Genomic DNA, 17562 nt, shown 5'->3' with positions numbered 1-17562 from the left:
CCGGACAGGCCCTGAGCGCACGGGCGCCGATGCGCCGTTGATGCGCCGGTCCGAGTGGGCATGCAATGGGGGGAGGCGACGCGCGCCTCGAAAGGGAGGGACCCCCATGGCCGAATCCCCCATGACGACCGACCCCCAGCAGGAGGCCCCGCGCGGGGCGGAGTTCCTGCCCGTCCTCGGTGCCTGCGGCTGCGGCTCGGGCTGCGGCTGCGGCTGCCAGTCGGGCGCGCCGTGCCAGTGCGGGGGCTGCTCGGGCTGACCGGTGCGGGTGGGGAGGGGGGGGGTGTCACACCCCGCCCCTCCCCACCCCTGGTCCTCTCGCCCCGGATCTCTCGGGGGCTCTCAGACCTCGAGGACGCCGACGGTCTGCCTGCCGCTGACCTCGCCGGTCGTACGGAAGCCGAGCCGGCGGTAGAACTCGCCGGGGCCGTCGTCGCCGGGCTCCCAGGTCACGTACAGCTGTCGCGTACCGCGTCGCCGGAGCTCGTCGCGCACCGCCTCGACGGCGAAGCGTCCGTACCCCTTGCCCTGCCCGGTGGCGGCGATGTTGAGGCGCCAGAGCCCGCTGCGACGTTCGGCGGGTTCCTCCTTCTCGTTCCACGGGATGTCGAGGAAGGCCATCAGGAAGCCGACGAGCTCGTCCCCATCGAAGATCAGCCGTGGCCAGGCGGTCTCCCCGAAGGCGTACGCCTCGGCGAGGGAGCGCACGACGGGGGCGACGTTGCCCTCCTGATGGGGGTGGACGCGCAGCGCGAGGGCCGCGTCGACGTTCTCGGGCGTGACCTTCTCCAGGCGGAGTGACGTGCTCATGGCCTGGAGGCTAACGATTCGGGGCGATCGACGCCCGTCAATATCGGTGCGGGGCGGCACGGGCCAGGATGGCGACATGGCTCCCCGGCTCCGTCGCGTATCCGGTCGCGTATCCGGTCGCGCACCCCGCCTCGTACTCCGTCGCGGGCTGCTCGCCGCCGTCATGCTGCCCGCGCTGCCCCTGCTCGCCGGCTGCGGTGTCCCGGTCGCGGGGATCACCGGTGTCTCGGTGACGGCGGAGGGCGAACCCCTCGGGGTGATCCTGATGTGCCACGACCGGATCGACTCGGCGCTGTTCTACCCGGACGAGCCGATCGGCGACCCGGACGCGGAGGTGACCGCGGACGCCGTGGAGCCGGAGTACACGGACCACTGGACCGCCGCCGAACCCGTCACCGGCTTCACGTCCTGGCCGCTGACCAGCCCGGAGGGCGCCGGCGGATGGACACCGGACGCGGCCCCGCGACCGCTGGAGGCGGGGCGGCTCTACACCTTGTACGGGGCGGCCCGTGACAACTCCTGGTCGACGGGGCACCACTCCTTCACCCTCGCCGACCTGGCCGGGCTCGCCCCGGGCCAGGTCAGCTACACGATCGGCGACCGCGTCCGCACGACGACGGTGGAGGACTTCCGCGACCGCGCGTGCGAGGGGTTCTGACGGTCCGGCCCCTCCTAGGGCCGGACAGGCCCTAGTTCGGGAGGAACACGACCGAGCGGAGCGTGAGCCGGTCCGTGGCGGGGCGGCCGTGGGGGCGGAGGGTCCAGGAGTCGCCGCTGCAGTCGGGCTCGGTGAAGACGACCGCGTACTCGTCCGTGTCGTTGTGCGGAGCGAAGGCGGGCCCGGAGGCGCCCGGGTCGGCGGCCTCGGCGATCGTGACGCACTCACCGCTCGCCGGGTCGTGCAGCGTGGCCGCCTGCGGCTCCCCGGACAGACCGACGAACCGGTAGCCGAAGTCACCGGTGGCGGCGTGGGCGGGGGTGGCCAGGGTGGCGGTGAGGGCAAGGGCGCCGCAAGCGGCGGCGACGGAGTGCCGGAGACGCACGAGGACTCTCGTTTCGTGAGACGAAGGGGTCACCGGCACATGTACCGCGCCCCTCGTCTCCTATGCGCCGCCCGCCAGCCGTAAGGTTTCGCCGTCACCCGTGCGGACGAGCGGGGCCGCCGCCCCCGCCCCCTCTCGACTCACGGGGTGAAGACCTGCTCCAGCCGGTGGATCGCCCCGTCGTCACCGGTCTCGTACCGGAAGACCAGACCCGAGTCCGGATGCGCGTCGACCCAGTCGATCAGCTCCTGGACGCCGATCCGCTGGTTCTCGGTGCTCTCGACGATCGGGGTGGTGACGGTGACGTACGCGGCCTGGTCGAGGGCCCAGCGGCTCTCCTCGCCGGTGCCGACGAAGGGAGCGCCGTCGGTGTCCTCCATGCCGCAGCCCCAGGCTCCGTGCTGGAGGACGAGGTTCACCTTCCCGGTGCTGCCGTCGAGTTCCTCGATGCGGTACAGGGCGATCTCGTCGGGGTCGACGTCGTCGGGGCTCGGCGGCGCGTCGACGCAGTCGGCCGAAGAGTCGTCGGACGCCCCGGACTTCGACCCGCCGGACTTCTTCGTGGAGGGCTTCTTCGTCGTGGGCTTCTTCGTCGAGGGCTTCTTCGTCGAGGGTCCGGGGGCGGCCGGAGTGGTCGGGGCCTCGGTCGGGGGCTCTGCCGACGGCTCCTCGGCAGGCTCCGCGGTGGGCCCGGGGTCCCCTGACGTCTCGGGCGCCTCGGCGGTCACACTCGGCGCGGCGCCCCCGGCGGCGGAACCGCCTTCCTGGCAGCCGGTGAGCGCGACGGCCAGGGTGATGGCGGCCAGCGTCAGGACGGTGGGTCTGAGGCGATCGACGTTCATCCGGGACTCCCCCTCTTCGGGCGGCCCCCAGGGCCGCACCCAGAATCGGAACGTAGCAACGCCCCAGCCCTCGCGGCAGTACCGGAGACCGCTATGTCACAGACCCGGAACACCGCCAGGACAGCCCCAGGACACCCGGCGCCGGGAGCACTCGGATCAGCCTGTATCCCGGCTGAATTCGTGCGAGCATCCCCCGGCGGTCACGTCCCGGGTGAAGCAGAAGACGAAGGATTCCGGGGAGCCGTAGAAGGCCAGGCTCAGGTCCTCGCAGTCCACGCCGTCGAAGGTGACCGTGTCGTACGTTCCGGTGGGGGACCAGGTGCCATGTTGCCGTTCGGCGAACCCGGTGCACCCCCAGCCGATGACGTCCGCCTTGTCCAGGCCCGTGGCCGTGAACGTGCCGTCCTCCTTGAACTCGACTGTCGCCCCGGTCCAGTCCGACCACACGCCCGTCAGCCGATCGACGGTGTCGACCTCGACCGGGTAGTAGCCGGAACAGGAGGCGAGCAGGAACGGCACCGCACATCCCCACGCGGCGCGCATGAATGCCCGTCGTCGTATCCGCTGATGCCGGTCGGCAGCCATACGACCCTGCCTCTCGCGTCTCGGACATACCCGGTAGCAACGCCTCAACGAAGCGACGAACATCATCTTGAACGCGTTCAAGTTCTGGTGTCAATGGGGCGCTCAGCGACCACCCCGACCCTGCGTGCGTACACCCACCTCATGCCGAGCAGCCAGGAACGCACCCAAAAAGCCATGGCTGCCGTCTTCGAGGGCGTCTACGCTCCTGGTCGCCGAGAAGGGGAGGGCGAGATGGCCCACGACGAGTCCGTCGAGTACTACACGCTGCTCTGCGATGATCCGTCCCACGAAGTGGTGCTCGTCGACTGCGGGCCGCGCGAGACGGACGTGATCCTGGCGCTGCGCAAGCTGACCGGACTGAGCTTGTGGCGCTGCCGGGAGCTGGCTCGGCAAGCCCCCGTCACCGTCCTCGAAGGGCAGCCCGACTACGAGGCCCGGTCCGCCGTCTCGGTGCTCCGGAACGCCGGCGCCGGAGCGGAGTGGCGGGCGGAGCCAGAGCCTGGGGAAAGCACAGCCCCATCCTCCTGACGGCCCACAGACGGCCCCAAGTCACGAAGAAGCCCCCTACCAGCGGAGAAACCGCAGGTAGGGGGCTCTTTCGTAAGTCAGGGTTACTTCTTGCCCTGGTTCTTCACGGCCTCGATGGCCGCCGCCGCGGCGTCCGGGTCGAGGTAGGTGCCGCCCGGGTTGAGGGGCTTGAAGTTCTCGTCGAGCTCGTACGACAGGGGGATGCCCGTCGGGATGTTCAGGCCCGCGATGTCGGCGTCCGAGATGCCGTCCAGGTGCTTGACCAGGGCGCGGAGGCTGTTGCCGTGGGCCGCGACCAGGACCGTGCGGCCCGCGAGGAGGTCCGGGACGATCGAGTCGTACCAGTACGGGAGCATCCGCTCCACGACGTCCTTGAGGCACTCCGTCCGCGGGCGCAGCTCCGGCGGGATCGTCGCGTAGCGCGCGTCGCCCGCCTGCGAGTACTCGTTGTCGTCGGCGAGCGCCGGCGGCGGGGTGTCGTACGAGCGGCGCCACAGCATGAACTGCTCCTCGCCGAACTCGGCGAGCGTCTGGGCCTTGTCCTTGCCCTGCAGGGCGCCGTAGTGGCGCTCGTTGAGGCGCCACGAGCGGTTCACGGGGATCCAGTGGCGGTCCGCGGACTCCAGCGCGAGCTGCGCCGTGCGGATGGCGCGCTTCTGGAGGGAGGTGTGCAGCACGTCGGGCAGCAGGCCGGCGTCCTTGAGCAGCTCGCCGCCGCGCGTCGCCTCCTTCTCGCCCTTCGCGGTGAGGTTCACGTCCACCCAACCGGTGAACAGATTCTTCTCGTTCCACTCGCTCTCGCCGTGGCGGAGGAGGATCAGCTTGTACGGTGCGTCGGCCATGCGTATGAGCGTAAACGACCGTCGACGATTGACACGCGTCGTCAATTGGCTGGCGTCCGGCATGAGAGATACGTAAGTTACGAGGGCCGTGATAGGGGCTTACAGACAACAAGGGGCCGGCCACACATGTCCATCGACTCGCTCAGACGATCAGCTCGCGCGACGGTTTCCGGCTTCCCTCAGGGCTTCTGGTGGCTCTGGCTGTCGACCCTGGTCAACCGGACCGGGGCCTTCGTCCTCACCTTCCTGTCCCTGTACCTGACGCAGGAGCTCGGGCACTCCGCCTGGTTCGCCGGACTCGTCGTCGCCCTCCACGGTCTCGGCGGCATCGCCGGCTCCCCGCTCGGCGGCACGCTCACCGACCGCTGGGGCCGGCGCCCCACCATGATCACGATGCACCTGGCCGCCGCCGCCTGCGCCGCCGCCCTCGCCGTCGTCACCGCGCCCTGGGCCATCGCCACCGTCGTCCTCCTCATGGGCGTCGCCATGCAGGCCGTCCGGCCGTCCATCAACGCGACGATCGCCGACATGGTCCCCGAGCACGACGTGCGCCGGGCCTTCGCCCTCAACTACTGGGCCCTCAACCTCGGCTTCGCCATCGCCGCCATCGGCGGCGGCGCCGCGGCCTTCCTCGGCTACCGCACCCTCTTCGTCGTCGACGCCGTCGCCACCGTCCTGTGCGCCGTGATCGTCTTCCTGCGACTCCCCGAGACCCGGCCCGAGGCCGCCGTCGACCAGCGGGGCGAGCCCGTCGCCGAGGAGAAGGTCAGCATGCTGACCGTCCTCCGCGACGCCCCCTTCCGCACGCTCGTCCTGCTCAACCTCTTCGTCTGCCTCGTCTTCACCGCCCCGTGGATCGGCCTCCCGCTGACCATGGCCGGCCAGGGCCTCGACCCCTCCTCCTTCGGCATGGTCATCGCCGTCAACGGCATCGTGATCGTCGCCTTCCAGCTGCTCGTCAACAAGCTCACCGACAAGCGCTCCCCCGTGCTCCTGCTGAGCCTCTCCGCCCTCCTCTTCGCCTTCGGCACCGGCGCCACCGCGCTCGCCGGCTCCCCCGTGGCCTTCGCCGCGACCGTGATCGTCTGGACGATCGGCGAGATGATCCACGTCCCGACCAACGCGGCCGCCACCGCCCGCCTCGCCCCCGAGCACGCCCGAGGCCGCTACCAGGGCGTCATGGGCATGTCCTGGGCCGTCGCCGGCTTCGTCGCCCCGATCGCGGCCGGCGCCATCGTCGACGGGCCCGGCCCCGACGTCCTGTGGACGGCGACCACCGCCATCGGCGTCCTCGCCGCCATCGGCTACTACACCCGGCTGCGGAAGGCCCTGGCGGACGGCACCTCGAACGCCACCCCGGACGCCACCACCTCGCCGGAGCAGGGCGCTCCCAAGGTTCACAAGGGCGAGGGCCAGGGCGACGAAATCGAAGCCGGTGCCGAAGCCGGTGCCGGTGCCGGTGCCGGGCAGGCCTCCGTCAGCGCCTGATCCCCTCGCCGCCGCCTCACCCCGCCTCGTACGCCGCCCACCGTACGAGGCCGAATCCCTCCCCCTCCCGGCGCACTTCGACGGCACCCGCCCCGCCGAAGTGCGCCGGCACGACCAGCTCCCGTTCGTCCGCCGCCCGTCCGAGGACCCTCCGGCGGCTCGCCGCCGCCTGGACCGCGTCGAGGCAGAAGCAGCTCTCGCAGGACGGTTCGAGGATCTGTACGGGGCTGTGCAGCAGGTCGCCGACGAAGACCGCCCTGTCGCCCCCCGACGCCAGCCGCAGCACGGCGGAACCGGGCGTGTGGCCGGGCGCCGCCTCCAGCGTCAGGTGCTCGTCGATGCGGTGGGCGCCGTCCCACAGCCTGACCTGCCCCGCGCGGTGCACCGGCGCGACGCTGTCCTCGTAGACGAGCCGGTCCTCCTCCCGGACCCCCCTGCCGTACCCGTTCTCCGGGCCGAAGTGGAAGTCGTCGGCGGCCGGGACCAGATACTCCGCGTTCGGGAAGGTCGGCACCCATTCCCCCTGGACGTCCTGCGTGTTCCAGCCGACGTGGTCGGCGTGCAGATGGGTGTTGACGACGACGTCGACGTCCTCCGGGCGGACGCCGGCCCTCTCCAGACGGCCGAGGAAGTCCCCCTGCTGCCGGTGGAAGTGCGGCGAGTGCGGCCGCTCCCGGCCGTTGCCCACGCCCGTGTCGACCAGGACGGTCCGTCCCCCGCTGCGCAGCACCCAGCTCTGCAGCGCCATGACCGCGCTGCCGCTGTCCGGCGCCCAGTGGTCCGGCGCCAGCCACTCCTCGTTCTCCTTCCACACCTCGGCCCGGACCCCCGGAACGATGCCCCGGGCCGGACCGAACGGCCCCTGCCACTCGGCGATCCGGATGATCTCGACGTCTCCCAGGACGATGGTCTGCGCGCTCTCCGTGCTCATGTCGTCGAGCCTAGGGAGAGGGGAGCGAGCCTCTCAATGCTCGATTCGCTCTCCCTGATACGTATGCGTCTCACCGGTGAGGGCCATGTGCATAGGCTGGCGCCATGGACGTGGTGAGCGACGCGATCTCGGCCGTACGCGTGGGCCGGCCCTCCTCCGACCGCGTGCGGGTCGGCGGCGACTGGTGCGCCCGGCTGGACCCGTACGACGGCGCGGGCTTCCACGTCGTCCTGAAGGGGAGCTGCTGGCTGCTGCCCGACGGCGGCGCCCCGATCGCGCTCGGCGCGGGGGACGCGGTGCTGCTCCCGCACGGTACGGGGCACGTCATCGCCGACTCGCCCGCCGACGCGGCGACGGTCGCGCGGGCGGTGTCGTTCACCCGGTGGGCCGACCGGAAGCCGCCCCGACCGCCGCTGCCGCAGCCCGCCTTCCACACGCCCGAGCGCGAGGTCGAGATGCTCTGCGGCAAGTACCGGCTCGACCGCAGCCACGCGCACCCGCTCCTGGCCGAGCTCCCCCCGCTCGTCCACCTGCCGAACCGCGTCGGCCGCCACCCCGAACTCCGCGCCGCCATCGAGCTCCTGGGCGGCGAGCTGGACGGCCGGCGGCCGGGCGCCTCCATCGCGCTGCCCAGCCTGCTCGACCTGCTGCTCGTCTACATGATCCGTTCCTGGATGGCCGAGAGCACCGGCGGCGCCTGGCCCGCCGTCCTCGGCGACCCGGTGGCCGCCGCCGCGCTGCGGGCGCTGCACTCCGACCCCGCCGCCGCCTGGACCAACGAGCTGCTGGCCGCCGAGGCCGGCGTCTCCCGGCCCACGCTGGCCCGCCGCTTCACCTCACTCGTCGGCCGGCCCCCGATGGCGTACCTGACGTGGTGGCGGCTGACGCATGCCGCCGCCCTGCTCCGGGACACCCCGGACCCGCTCGCCACGGTCGCCCGGCGCGTCGGCTACAGCACGCCGTACGCCTTCTCGCACGCCTTCCGGCGGGAGTTCGGCACCACGCCGGGCCGGTACCGGGCGCGGGCGGCGGAACAGCCGCCCGTCAGCGGTCGGACTTCTGGATCAGGTGCGTGAACGCGTCGAGGTTGCGGGTCGACTCGCCGCGCGACACCCGCCACTCGTACTCGCGCCGGATCGCCGACGCGAACCCCAGCTCCAGCAGCGTGTTGAAGTCGCCGTCCGCCGCCTCCAGGACGGACCCGAGCAGCCGGTCCAGCTCCTCGGGCGTGACGGCGGAGAGCGGGAGCTTCCCGGCGAGGTAGATGTCGCCGAGGCCGTCGATCGCGTAACTCACCCCGTACAGCTTGAGGTTGCGCTCCAGGAGCCAGCGGTGGACGCCCGGCTCGTTCTCGTCGGGGTGGCGGATGACGAAGGCGTTGAGGGAGAGGGAGTGACGGCCGGCGCGCAGCGAGAGCGTCGTGAAGAGCTTGCGCGTGCCCGGGAGTTTGACGACGTACGCGCCGGGCTCGGGGGACTCCCACTCCAGTTCCGCGTCGTCGAAGGTGGACTCGATGACCTGCCGTACGTCCTCAGCCATGGTGGGAGCGTACGCGACGGCGGTTCTCGCGCACCCGATGGTCGTGCATGGCCGCCGTGTACACGTCGGCCGTCCCCGAGGCCGCCGTGTCCCAGCCGAACGAACCGGCGTGCAGGGCCGCCGCCGCGCCCATCCGGGCCGTCAGCGACGGATCGGTCACGAACCGGCCGAGCGCGCGGGCGTAGTCCGTCGGGTCGTGCCCCTGGACGAGGAAACCGGTCACGTCGTCCCGTACGGCGACGGGCAGACCGCCCACCGCCGCCGCGACGACCGGGGTGCCGGCCGCCTGCGCCTCGATGGCGACCAGACCGAAGGACTCGCTGTACGAGGGCATGACGAGGACGCTCGCCGCGCGGAACCAGTCGGCGAGCCGGTCCTGCCCCACCGGCGGGTGGAAGCGCACGATGTCGGCGATGCCCAGCCGCGCGGCGAGCTTCTGGAGGCCCTCCGGCTTGGCGAGGCCGCTGCCGCTCGGGCCGCCGACGACGGGGACCACCATGCGGGTGCGCAGCGACGGGTCCTGCTCCAGGAGCTTGGCGGCGGCGTGCAGCAGGATGTCCGGGGCCTTCAGCGGCTGTATGCGGCCGGCGAAGACCGGGATGAAGGCGTCCTGCGGGAGCCCGAGGCGGGCCCGGGCGGCGGCGCGGCCGTCGGCGGGACGGAAGTGGTCGAGGTTCACGCCCGGGTGGACGACCGCGATCTTGCCGGGGTCCGCGTCGTAGAAACGGGCGAGCTCGTCGGCCTCCTCGGCCGTGTTGGCGATCAGCCGGTCGGCGGCCGAGACGATCTGGGTCTCGCCGATGACGCGGGCCGCGGGCTCGGGGGTGTCGCCCTCGGCGAGCGCCGCGTTCTTGACCTTCGCCATGGTGTGCATGGCGTGGACGAGCGGGACGCCCCAGCGCTCGGCGGCGAGCCAGCCGACGTGACCGGAGAGCCAGTAGTGGGAGTGGACGAGGTCGTAGTGGCCGGGGCGGTGGCCCGCCCACGCCTGCATCACGCCGTGCGTGAAGGCGCAGAGCTGGGCCGGCAGCTCCTCCTTGGCCAGACCCTCGTACGGGCCGGCGTCGACGTGCCGGACGAGGACGCCGGGGGTGAGCTCGACCACCGGCGGAAGGCCGCCGGTGGTGGCCCGGGTGAAGATCTCCACCTCGATGTCGATGGCGGCGAGACGCTTGGCCAGCTCGACGATGTAGACGTTCATGCCGCCCGCGTCGCCGGTGCCCGGCTGGTGCAGCGGCGAGGTGTGGACGCTGAGCATGGCGATCCGGCGCGGGGTGCGGTTCCGGCCGGGGAGCCGGAGCCGGGCCGGCGCCTGGTGCCGGTGCCGGGCACCGGCGAACCGGGACACGTACTGGCTCACGTCGGCGGTCCTTCCGCTCGGGAACTGAGCTGGGGGCGGCTGTCGGGCATGACAGCTGAAGGACGCGTGGCGCCCTTCAGCCGCGACAACACCGGAATGACCCCTTTCATTTCCGCCGGGCACGGCGCTTTGCCAATTCATTACCGGTTGGGCAGGGGGTGGGGCGGATGTATCCAGGGGGTGCGCCGGGTACGACGGGCACTTCGGGTACTCCGGGTACTCCGGGTACGCCGGGTACTCCGGACGCTCCGGGTCCTCCGGGCCCTCCGGGCGTGGCCGGTCGGTCGCGCCCCACCCCGTACGCTCGTGCCATGGCCCCGCGCACCACCCGCCCCGTCGGCACACCGACCCGCGGGACCACCAACCCCAACCGGCTGCGCCGCATGGACCGCTGGATCGCCGCCGTCCACGGCCCCGCCCTCCGCCGCTCCGCCGAACCGCCGCTCGCCGTCGACCTCGGTTACGGGGCCGCCCCCTGGACCGCCGTCGAGTTGCTCGCCCGGCTGCGCACCGTCGAGCCCCGCACCCGCCTCTACGGCATCGAGATCGAACCCGCCCGGGTCGAGGCCGCGAAGCCGTACGAGCACGAGGGCCTCTCCTTCCTTCACGGCGGCTTCGAGGTGCCGGTGCCCGGCCAGCCGTCCCTGATCCGGGCGGCGAACGTGCTGCGCCAGTACGACGAGGAGCAGGTCGCGGCCGTGTGGGCGCGACTGTGCGGGCGGCTCGCGCCCGAGGGGCTGCTCGTCGAGGGCACCTGCGACGAGATCGGGCGGCGGCACGTGTGGGTGACCCTCGACCGGAGCGGGCCGCGCACGGTGACCTTCGCGACCCGGCTCGGTTCGCTGGAGCGGCCCTCGGACCTGGCGGAACGGCTGCCGAAGGCGCTCATCCACCGCAACGTGCCGGGCGAACCGGTGCACGCCTTCCTGCGGGACTTCGACCGGGCGTGGGCGGCGGCCGCCCCGTACGCCTCGCTGGGCGCGCGGCAGCGGTGGATCCGCTCGGTCCGTGAACTGGCGGCGGACTGGCCGCTGACGGACGGTCCGCGACGGTGGCGACAGGGCGAGGTGACGGTGCGGTGGGAGGCGCTGGCACCGCGGACCTGAGGGTCGATCCTTCCTCGCCCTTTCCTCTTCTTCCCTCTTCTTTCCCCAACGGCCGCCGAATTTCCCGTACGTCGGGAACGCCTCCCGCACATCACTCGTCCCCCCAGGTGAGGATCGACCCGACAGGCCCCGGTTTCCCCTGTTGCTTTCCGGTTTCGCATGGCACTATCGCCAAGGCCGCCGCTAAGTTACTGACGGTAAATCAGATGGACCGCGGGCCGTTTACGAGGGGGAGCTTGTGAACCGACGTCGCCACACCACCGCCGCGATCACCGTGATCTGCGCCCTGACGGTGCTGGCCTCACCCGCGCTGACCCTCCAGGCCGCCGCCGCTCCGCTGCCGCCTCCTCCGCCGAAGAAGAACCTGGAGGAGGTACGCAAGGAGATCGACGTCCTGTACCGGCAGGCCGCCGTCGCCACCGACGCGTACAACCTCGCCGAGGAGAAGACCAAGGAGCAGTCCGCCGAGATCGTCCGGCTCGCCCTGATGATCGTGGAGGGCCGCGAGAAGATCGAGGACCTCAAGGCCAAGGCGGGCGCCGCAGCCCGCGCGCAGTACCGCAACGGCGGCCTCCCGGACGGCGCGCAGCTCGTCCTCACCAACGACCCGCAGCTCTTCCTCGACAACGCGGGGCGGCTCAAGGCCGGGTCGAAGGCCACGACGGACCTCCTCGGCGAGATGACCCGCACCCAGGCGGAGTTGAGCACCTACGCCAAGGACGCCGGCGACAACTGGACCAAGCTGGAGGCCCACCGGGTCAAGCAGGCCCAGGCGAAGAAGGAGATCAACGACAAGATCGCCGCGGCCAAGAAGCTGGAGTCCGAGCTCGCCGCCGAGGAGCGGGAGCGACTGCGCCGGCTGGAGGAGCAGGCCCAGTACCGGGCCCAGACGACCTGGCTCGACACCGGCATCCTCGGCGACCTCAAGACCGGGGCGACCCCGCAGGGCAAGAAGGCGGTCGAGTTCGCGACGGCGCAGATAGGGAAGCCGTACGTGTGGGGGGCGGAGGGCCCCGACTCGTTCGACTGCTCCGGCCTGACCCAGCTCGCCTGGGGCAAGGCGGGCCTCCCGATCCCGCGCACCTCGCAGGAGCAGTGGCGACTGCTGCCGCGCGTGGACATCAAGGACATGCGCCCGGGCGACCTGATCGTCTACTTCAAGGACGCGAGCCACATCGGGATGTACATCGGCAAGGGCGCGATCGTGCACGCCCCACGCCCAGGACGGAACGTGACCCTCGCGGGGGCGGGCTCGATGGAGATCCTGGGGGTCGTCCGGCCGGGATGACCGGGCGCCGGAGGCGGCACGGGCCGGCAGGAGCGCAGCCCGGGAGCCGCCTCCCGCCCCACATCACCCCCAACCCGTCCCAACCCGCCCCACGCCGCCCCACGCCGCCCCACCCCGCCCCACGCCGCCCCACCCCGCACCACCCCGCCCCACCCCGCACCACCTGGCGAGAACCGTCCGTCCCGCATGGCGGGATTCGTTCCACCGACCTGACGGACCTCGCCCGCCCGGCGTGACCTTTCTCATTGCCCCGGGACCGCTCCTCCGGCGTTCCCCGGCCCATCCCGCGACAACTACCTCCCCTTCCGCGGCATATGCCAAGACCCGGGAGGCCACCCACGCGCTGATCACCATTCCGCTGCGCCCCGACCTACCGCTATGGTCCGGGACGGGCGGGGCGCCACCCGGCGCCCTGCGCACCCTCGGGGGGAGGGAAGGAAGCTCCGGACCGATGCCCGTATCCGTACCGCGCCAGAGAATCGTCTCTGCTGCCGCGGGACCCGGCGACGCCACCGCTATGGACGCCACCGCTATGACTGGCACAGGCACAGGAACCGACCGCGATCGCACCGATCTCACCCTCCTGGTCGTCGAGGACGACCCGGCGGGTGTCCTCGCCGTACCCGAACTGCTCGACGCGGCGGACGCCGCCGGCACCCGGGTGCGCATCCGTACCGCCCGCAACCTCACCGAGGCCGAGCGGCTCCTCACCGACGACGTCCACTGCGTCCTCGTCGACCTCTCCCTGCCCGGCCCCCGCGCCGCCGGGGAGGACCCGCTCGCCCCGCTGCGCCACATCCTGCGCCTCGCCCCGCGCCACGCCGTCCTCGCCCTCGCGACCTCGGCGGACGCGGAGCTGGCGGCCGAGGCGGTACGGGTCGGGGCCCAGGACCACCTCTTCCGCGAGGAGCTCGACGGGCGGCTGCTCACCCGGGCCATCCGGTACGCGGTCGAGCGCAAGCGCGCCGACGCCGTCCAGGTGAAACTGGCCGAGTCCCGGCTGCGGGCCCAGGAGAACGCCCGCCTGGAGCGCGGACTCCTCCCGACCCCGCTCCTGGAGGGCTCGGACCTGCGGTTCGCGGCCCACTACCGGCCCGGCCGCTCCCGCGCGCTGCTCGGCGGCGACTTCTACGACACCGTCCGCACGCCCGACGGCACCGTCCACGCCATGATCGGTGACGTCTGCGGGCACGGACCCGACGAGGCGGCCCTCGGCGTCGAGCTGCGGATCGCGTGGCGGGCGCTGACCTTCGCGGGCCTGTGCGGGGACGAGCTGCTCTCGACGATGCAGCAGGTCCTGGAGCACGAGCGGGAGAGCGACGAGATCTTCGCGACCCTCTGCACCGTCGACATCGCGCCCGACGGACGCCGGGCGGGTCTCTGCCTCGCCGGCCACCCGTCTCCCCTGATCGCCCGGCACGGGCGGGCGGCCAGACTGCTCCCGTACGAGGACGGCGGCCCGGCCCTCGGCCTGCTGCCGCGCGCCCGCTGGCCGCGCCGCCAGGTGGAGCTGGGCGGGGCGTGGAGCCTGCTCATGTACACGGACGGGCTGATCGAGGGCCGCTCGGCCGGCCCCGGCTCGCCGCGGCTCGGCCAGGACGGGATGGTCGACATGATCAACCGGCAGCTGTCCTCGGGCCTGCGGGGCGAGGAGCTCCTGGAGGCGGCGGTGACGGAGGTGCGGTCGCTGAACGGCGGCGAGCTGACGGACGACGTCGCGGTCCTGGCCCTGGAGCGGGACAAGGACAGGGACAAGGGCAGAGACAGAGACAGGGAAAGGGCCCGGGGTTAGCCCCCAGGCCCTGTCCACGTCCGCTCGGCCGCCGGTGGCCGCCTTCGCGCTACCGGCGCCGTTATACGGACCGTACGGCGGCGGCTACCGGCGCCGTTGTACCGGACCGTACGGCGGCGGCTACCGGCCGCCGTTGTACGGACCGTACGGCCCGTCGCTGCTCGAGCCGCCGCCACGGCGGCCTCCGCGGCCTCCGCCGGAGACCTGCGCGAGCGCGGGGCGCACGTCCACCATGAAGACGATGGCGGCGATCAGCCCGGCGATCTGCAGGAACAGCATCGGCAGCAGCAGGTTCAGGGCGAGGTTGATGCCCAGGAGGATCAGCCAGAACTTCTTCGTCTGCTTCTCGGCGGCGCGGTAGGCGTCCTCGCGCGCCATGGCGGCGAAGACGAGCGCGGCGACGGCGAAGCCGGTGAAGACCAGCAAGATCACCAGGGTGAGAAGGGAGTCGAATCCCGCGCGCAACATGCTGAGCACCGCCTAGTGGTGATGTGGAGAGAGCGCCTCGCGGTCAAGGTACCCGGTACAACGCCTCGGGTACCCGTATTGGTGCCCGCACCTGCTTCTTCCGTACGCGTCCGCGTACCGCTCGCTACTCCTTCTCGGCGGCGACCGGGGTCTTCTTGGCGGGGGCCTTGCGGGCGGCGGGCTTCCTGGCGGAAGCCTCCTCCGCGACGGGGTCCGCCACGGAGTCCGCCTCGGACGTGGGCTCGACGACGACGGCGATCTCGGTGATCTCCTCGGCGGCCTCGCCGCGCCAGGCCTTGACGGCCTCCTCGCCGTGGGCGGCGACCTCCTCGTACTTCTCGCGCGCCTTCACCGCGTACTCGGCTGCCACGCCGACCCCGCGGAGGGCGAGGTCCTGGGCGGTCTCGCCGAGCTTCTTGAGGTCCGTGTCGAGCCCGCCGACGACCTCGGCGAACTTCGACTGCACGGTGACCTGGGCCTCCTTGGCCTGCGCGGTCACCTTCTCCTGCACGGCCTTCGGGTCGGTCTTCCGCACGGCCTCGATGCGGGCGGGCGCCTCGGCGGCGAGCTGCTCGATCAGGCCGGGGACCTTCTTGGCCTGCTGCACGGCGAGGTCGGCGGTGCCGGCGGCGAAGTAGAGAGGGGTACGCAGTTCGTCGATGATGGCCATGCTGGTGGTCCTCCCGGGTGTGTCGGACTAGCTCGAAGACGGTGTGGCATCGGGTGTGGCGGCGGTGTCGGTGCCGGGCGCGGTGTCGGTGCCGGTGCCGGGCGCGGTGTCGGTGCCGGTGCCGGGCGCGGTGTCGGTGCCGGTGCCGGGCGCGGTGTCGGTGCCGGTGCCGGCCGCCTTCTCGGCGGCGGCCTCCGCTGCCTGCTCGGCGGCGTTCTCCTTGCGGAACGAGTCGTAGATCTGGAGCAGGACCTGCTTCTGCCGCTCGTTGATCGAGGGATCGGCCAGGATGACGGCGCGCGTCTCCAGCTCCTCCCGCTCCTTCTCGTCGAGGATCCCGGCCCGCACGTAGAGCGTCTCGGCGGAGATCCGCAGCGCCTTGGCGACCTGCTGGAGCACCTCCGCGCTGGGCTTCCGCAGCCCCCGCTCGATCTGACTCAGGTACGGGTTCGACACACCGGCCGCGTCGGCGAGCTGCCGCAGGGACAGCTGTGCGGTCCTCCGCTGCTCGCGGAGGTACTCACCGAGATTGCCGACGTTGAGCGATGCCATGCCCCGACCATGCCAGCCTCCGCTAACTATTGCAAGCAGGCGCTTGCAATAGTCGCCTCTCCCCCGGGAGCCGTCGCCCGGCCCGTGCGATGCTGGGGAGCATGACGCTGGAGGACCTGGTACGGCTGCGGCGGGCGCGGGACGTGATGGATCGCGACTACGCGTCGCCGCTCGACGTACCCGCGCTGGCCCGGGTCGCGCTCATGTCCGCCGGGCACTTCTCCCGCAGCTTCCGCGCCGCCTACGGCGAGACTCCGTACAGCTATCTCATGACCCGCCGCGTCGAGCGGGCGAAGGCGCTGCTGCGGCGGGGCGACCTGAGCGTGACCGAGGTCTGCTTCGCCGTCGGGTGCACCTCCCTCGGGTCGTTCAGCGCGCGCTTCACCGAGCTGGTGGGCGAGAGCCCGAGCGCGTACCGGGCCCGGCGGCACGAGACGGGCGCCGTGATCCCGGCGTGCGTGGCGAAGGTCCTCACGCGACCGACGAGGAACGGCTGACCGGGCGGGACCACCGATCGCGATCGGTCACGATCGGAGAAGCGAACTCCGGTTCCTCCCCGTAGCGTCGAAGCCATGAACGTCACACTCTCGCAGTGCTTCATCGCCGTCGACGACCACGACAAGGCGCTCGCCTTCTACCGCGACGCCCTGGGCCTGGAGGTCCGCAACGACGTCGGGTTCGAGGGGATGCGCTGGGTGACCGTCGGTTCGCCCTCGCAGCCGGACGTGGAGATCGTCCTCGAACCGCCGCTCGCCGACCCCAACGCCTCCGCCGCCGACCGGCAGGCCATGGCGGAGCTGCTGGCCAAGGGGATGCTCCGCGGCGTGATCTTCTCCACCGAAGACGTCGACGCCACCTTCGAGCACATCAGGGCGGCCGGCGGCGAGGTGCTCCAGGAGCCCGTCGACCAGCCGTACGGCGTCCGCGACTGCGCCTTCCGCGACCCGGCGGGCAACATGCTCAGGTTCTCCCAGCCCCGCACCGGCTGAGCGCCGCCCACACCTGTCGGACCCCCGTCGTGCCAGGATGACGGGGAGCCAACAGGGAGGCCCGGCATGGCAGTTGAGGGGACACGGAGCCGGCTGGACGTTCCGTACGCCGAGAAGGACGAGGCGAAGCGGGGCGGTGCGGGGCGGGACGCGGTGGCCCCCCGGCGCCGTGCGGACGTCCTCGACGAGTCGGATCGGCCGGAGCGGCGGCGGCGCTTCACGGGCCCCGCGACCGGCGACGAGCGGCAGCTGCTCGCCGGGTTCCTGGCGGACCAGCGCGCGACCCTGGCGCTGAAGTGCGCGGGCCTCGCGGGCGACGCGGAGGCCATGGCCCGCCGTTCCGCCGGGCCGTCCACACTCTCCCTCCTCGGCCTGGTGCGGCACCTCGCCGACGTCGAACGCCGCTGGTTCCGCCGGATCCTCGCCGGCCAGGCCGACGCGACCCCACTGTTCTCGTCCCCGGCCGACCCGGACGGGGACTTCGACGGGGCGGCCCCCGACCCGGCGGCCGTCGCGGCCGCCTGGGAGGCCTGGCACGCGGCGGTCGACTTCGCCGAACGCTTCACGGCGGAGGCCCCCGACCTCGACGTCTCGGGTCACGACGACTGGCGCGGACCCGTCTCCCTGCGGTGGGTCCTCGTCCACATGATCGAGGAGTACGCCCGCCACAACGGCCACGCCGACCTCCTCCGCGAACGCATCGACGGCGCGACCGGCATGTAGGACCGC

22 protein-coding genes are annotated in these 17562 nt (G+C 72.3%); 11 read left to right on the top strand and 11 right to left on the bottom strand.

Translation table 11 applies throughout. The annotated features are described in order from the left end of the window. Window positions 1-106 precede the first annotated feature (106 nt). The gene (locus OG580_RS19580; protein WP_267044962.1) at window positions 107-259 is read left to right on the top strand and encodes a hypothetical protein; all 153 of its coding nucleotides are present in this window, start codon (window positions 107-109) and stop codon (window positions 257-259) included. An 83-nt stretch (window positions 260-342) separates the two neighbouring features. Here the strand turns inward: OG580_RS19580 and OG580_RS19575 are convergent, their stop codons facing one another. After that, on the bottom strand, window positions 343-810 hold the full coding sequence (locus OG580_RS19575) for a GNAT family N-acetyltransferase (RefSeq protein WP_267044961.1): 468 nt from the start codon (window positions 808-810) through the stop codon (window positions 343-345). A 76-nt stretch (window positions 811-886) separates the two neighbouring features. Here OG580_RS19575 and OG580_RS19570 point away from each other — a divergent pair, with 76 nt between their 5' ends. Continuing rightward, on the top strand, window positions 887-1468 hold the full coding sequence (locus OG580_RS19570) for a hypothetical protein (protein WP_267044960.1): 582 nt from the start codon (window positions 887-889) through the stop codon (window positions 1466-1468). A gap of 31 nt (window positions 1469-1499) precedes the next feature. On the opposite strand, the gene OG580_RS19565 is transcribed toward OG580_RS19570, so the two are convergent. From OG580_RS19565 to OG580_RS19555, 3 genes are all read right to left on the bottom strand, one after another. Continuing rightward, on the bottom strand, window positions 1500-1853 hold the full coding sequence (locus OG580_RS19565) for a hypothetical protein (RefSeq protein ID WP_267044959.1): 354 nt from the start codon (window positions 1851-1853) through the stop codon (window positions 1500-1502). A 140-nt stretch (window positions 1854-1993) separates the two neighbouring features. Further along, window positions 1994-2695, bottom strand: coding sequence for a hypothetical protein (locus OG580_RS19560; protein WP_267044958.1), 702 nt, complete (start codon window positions 2693-2695; stop codon window positions 1994-1996). Window positions 2696-2851: 156 nt separating this feature from the next. Next, complete coding sequence (locus tag OG580_RS19555; protein ID WP_267044957.1) at window positions 2852-3214, bottom strand: hypothetical protein; 363 nt, start codon at window positions 3212-3214, stop codon at window positions 2852-2854. Window positions 3215-3421: 207 nt separating this feature from the next. On the opposite strand from OG580_RS19555, the gene OG580_RS19550 reads away from it, so the two are divergent. Further along, window positions 3422-3808 carry a ribosomal protein L7/L12 gene (locus OG580_RS19550; RefSeq protein ID WP_267044956.1) on the top strand — a complete coding sequence of 129 codons (387 nt, stop codon included), beginning with the start codon at window positions 3422-3424 and terminating at the stop codon, window positions 3806-3808. A gap of 83 nt (window positions 3809-3891) precedes the next feature. On the opposite strand, the gene OG580_RS19545 is transcribed toward OG580_RS19550, so the two are convergent. Beyond that, entirely contained in the window at window positions 3892-4650 is a 759-nt protein-coding gene (locus OG580_RS19545; protein ID WP_267044955.1) for a phosphoglyceromutase, read from the bottom strand. 126 nt (window positions 4651-4776) lie between these two features. Here OG580_RS19545 and OG580_RS19540 point away from each other — a divergent pair, with 126 nt between their 5' ends. Beyond that, window positions 4777-6138, top strand: a complete 1362-nt coding sequence (locus tag OG580_RS19540) for an MFS transporter (RefSeq protein ID WP_267044954.1) — start codon at window positions 4777-4779, stop codon at window positions 6136-6138. A gap of 16 nt (window positions 6139-6154) precedes the next feature. On the opposite strand, the gene OG580_RS19535 is transcribed toward OG580_RS19540, so the two are convergent. Next, complete coding sequence (locus OG580_RS19535; RefSeq protein WP_267044953.1) at window positions 6155-7069, bottom strand: MBL fold metallo-hydrolase; 915 nt, start codon at window positions 7067-7069, stop codon at window positions 6155-6157. A gap of 104 nt (window positions 7070-7173) precedes the next feature. Here OG580_RS19535 and OG580_RS19530 point away from each other — a divergent pair, with 104 nt between their 5' ends. Continuing rightward, complete coding sequence (locus OG580_RS19530; RefSeq protein ID WP_267044952.1) at window positions 7174-8145, top strand: AraC family transcriptional regulator; 972 nt, start codon at window positions 7174-7176, stop codon at window positions 8143-8145. Here OG580_RS19530 and OG580_RS19525 read toward each other — a convergent pair. Together OG580_RS19525 and mshA are read right to left on the bottom strand one after the other, a co-directional pair. Then, window positions 8114-8608, bottom strand: coding sequence for a YbjN domain-containing protein (locus tag OG580_RS19525; RefSeq protein ID WP_267044951.1), 495 nt, complete (start codon window positions 8606-8608; stop codon window positions 8114-8116). The genes OG580_RS19530 and OG580_RS19525 overlap by 32 nt on opposite strands. Continuing rightward, complete coding sequence (mshA, locus tag OG580_RS19520) at window positions 8601-9968, bottom strand: D-inositol-3-phosphate glycosyltransferase (protein WP_267044950.1); 1368 nt, start codon at window positions 9966-9968, stop codon at window positions 8601-8603. The genes OG580_RS19525 and mshA overlap by 8 nt, the downstream gene beginning before the upstream one ends. A gap of 311 nt (window positions 9969-10279) precedes the next feature. On the opposite strand from mshA, the gene OG580_RS19515 reads away from it, so the two are divergent. The 3 genes from OG580_RS19515 (at window position 10280) to OG580_RS19505 (ending at window position 14154) form a co-directional block, all read left to right on the top strand. Further along, the gene (locus OG580_RS19515; RefSeq protein ID WP_267044949.1) at window positions 10280-11074 is read left to right on the top strand and encodes a class I SAM-dependent methyltransferase; all 795 of its coding nucleotides are present in this window, start codon (window positions 10280-10282) and stop codon (window positions 11072-11074) included. Window positions 11075-11312: 238 nt separating this feature from the next. Beyond that, window positions 11313-12362, top strand: a complete 1050-nt coding sequence (locus OG580_RS19510; protein ID WP_267044948.1) for a C40 family peptidase — start codon at window positions 11313-11315, stop codon at window positions 12360-12362. 517 nt (window positions 12363-12879) lie between these two features. Next, the gene (locus tag OG580_RS19505; protein WP_267044947.1) at window positions 12880-14154 is read left to right on the top strand and encodes a PP2C family protein-serine/threonine phosphatase; all 1275 of its coding nucleotides are present in this window, start codon (window positions 12880-12882) and stop codon (window positions 14152-14154) included. A gap of 120 nt (window positions 14155-14274) precedes the next feature. On the opposite strand, the gene OG580_RS19500 is transcribed toward OG580_RS19505, so the two are convergent. The 3 genes from OG580_RS19500 to OG580_RS19490 all read right to left on the bottom strand — a co-directional run bounded on the left by OG580_RS19500 (window position 14275) and on the right by OG580_RS19490 (window position 15844). Beyond that, window positions 14275-14622, bottom strand: coding sequence for a DUF2516 family protein (locus OG580_RS19500; protein WP_267044946.1), 348 nt, complete (start codon window positions 14620-14622; stop codon window positions 14275-14277). Between the two features lie 124 nt (window positions 14623-14746). Beyond that, window positions 14747-15292 (bottom strand): hypothetical protein, encoded by a 546-nt coding sequence (locus tag OG580_RS19495; RefSeq protein ID WP_267044945.1) that lies wholly within the window; start codon window positions 15290-15292, stop codon window positions 14747-14749. 27 nt (window positions 15293-15319) lie between these two features. Further along, entirely contained in the window at window positions 15320-15844 is a 525-nt protein-coding gene (locus OG580_RS19490; RefSeq protein ID WP_267044944.1) for a helix-turn-helix domain-containing protein, read from the bottom strand. Window positions 15845-15945: 101 nt separating this feature from the next. Here OG580_RS19490 and OG580_RS19485 point away from each other — a divergent pair, with 101 nt between their 5' ends. From OG580_RS19485 to OG580_RS19475, 3 genes are all read left to right on the top strand, one after another. Further along, the gene (locus tag OG580_RS19485) at window positions 15946-16341 is read left to right on the top strand and encodes a helix-turn-helix transcriptional regulator (protein WP_267044943.1); all 396 of its coding nucleotides are present in this window, start codon (window positions 15946-15948) and stop codon (window positions 16339-16341) included. Between the two features lie 75 nt (window positions 16342-16416). Next, complete coding sequence (locus OG580_RS19480; RefSeq protein ID WP_267044942.1) at window positions 16417-16833, top strand: VOC family protein; 417 nt, start codon at window positions 16417-16419, stop codon at window positions 16831-16833. 66 nt (window positions 16834-16899) lie between these two features. After that, window positions 16900-17556 carry a DUF664 domain-containing protein gene (locus tag OG580_RS19475; protein WP_323182580.1) on the top strand — a complete coding sequence of 219 codons (657 nt, stop codon included), beginning with the start codon at window positions 16900-16902 and terminating at the stop codon, window positions 17554-17556. The last annotated feature ends 6 nt before the right edge of the window (window positions 17557-17562 follow it).

This window comes from Streptomyces sp. NBC_00094, from assembly GCF_026343125.1.
Taxonomy (GTDB): domain Bacteria; phylum Actinomycetota; class Actinomycetes; order Streptomycetales; family Streptomycetaceae; genus Streptomyces.
The sequence above is the reverse complement of the archived record's forward strand: the minus strand, read 5'-3'. Positions and strand labels throughout refer to the sequence as shown.

Excerpts from the sequence above, each read along its gene's own strand:
- OG580_RS19560 (WP_267044958.1), bottom strand. The coding sequence starts at position 2,695 with ATGAACGTCGATCGCCTCAGACCCACCGTCCTGACGCTGGCCGCCATC.
- OG580_RS19475 (WP_323182580.1), top strand. The coding sequence starts at position 16,900 with ATGGCAGTTGAGGGGACACGGAGCCGGCTGGACGTTCCGTACGCCGAG.
- OG580_RS19550 (WP_267044956.1), top strand. The coding sequence starts at position 3,422 with ATGCCGAGCAGCCAGGAACGCACCCAAAAAGCCATGGCTGCCGTCTTC.
- OG580_RS19505 (WP_267044947.1), top strand. The coding sequence starts at position 12,880 with ATGGACGCCACCGCTATGACTGGCACAGGCACAGGAACCGACCGCGAT.
- OG580_RS19545 (WP_267044955.1), bottom strand. The coding sequence starts at position 4,650 with ATGGCCGACGCACCGTACAAGCTGATCCTCCTCCGCCACGGCGAGAGC.
- OG580_RS19575 (WP_267044961.1), bottom strand. The coding sequence starts at position 810 with ATGAGCACGTCACTCCGCCTGGAGAAGGTCACGCCCGAGAACGTCGAC.
- OG580_RS19530 (WP_267044952.1), top strand. The coding sequence starts at position 7,174 with ATGGACGTGGTGAGCGACGCGATCTCGGCCGTACGCGTGGGCCGGCCC.
- OG580_RS19535 (WP_267044953.1), bottom strand. The coding sequence starts at position 7,069 with ATGAGCACGGAGAGCGCGCAGACCATCGTCCTGGGAGACGTCGAGATC.
- OG580_RS19525 (WP_267044951.1), bottom strand. The coding sequence starts at position 8,608 with ATGGCTGAGGACGTACGGCAGGTCATCGAGTCCACCTTCGACGACGCG.
- OG580_RS19495 (WP_267044945.1), bottom strand. The coding sequence starts at position 15,292 with ATGGCCATCATCGACGAACTGCGTACCCCTCTCTACTTCGCCGCCGGC.
- OG580_RS19480 (WP_267044942.1), top strand. The coding sequence starts at position 16,417 with ATGAACGTCACACTCTCGCAGTGCTTCATCGCCGTCGACGACCACGAC.
- OG580_RS19485 (WP_267044943.1), top strand. The coding sequence starts at position 15,946 with ATGACGCTGGAGGACCTGGTACGGCTGCGGCGGGCGCGGGACGTGATG.
- OG580_RS19580 (WP_267044962.1), top strand. The coding sequence starts at position 107 with ATGGCCGAATCCCCCATGACGACCGACCCCCAGCAGGAGGCCCCGCGC.
- OG580_RS19500 (WP_267044946.1), bottom strand. The coding sequence starts at position 14,622 with ATGTTGCGCGCGGGATTCGACTCCCTTCTCACCCTGGTGATCTTGCTG.
- OG580_RS19490 (WP_267044944.1), bottom strand. The coding sequence starts at position 15,844 with ATGGCATCGCTCAACGTCGGCAATCTCGGTGAGTACCTCCGCGAGCAG.
- OG580_RS19515 (WP_267044949.1), top strand. The coding sequence starts at position 10,280 with ATGGCCCCGCGCACCACCCGCCCCGTCGGCACACCGACCCGCGGGACC.
- OG580_RS19540 (WP_267044954.1), top strand. The coding sequence starts at position 4,777 with ATGTCCATCGACTCGCTCAGACGATCAGCTCGCGCGACGGTTTCCGGC.
- OG580_RS19570 (WP_267044960.1), top strand. The coding sequence starts at position 887 with ATGGCTCCCCGGCTCCGTCGCGTATCCGGTCGCGTATCCGGTCGCGCA.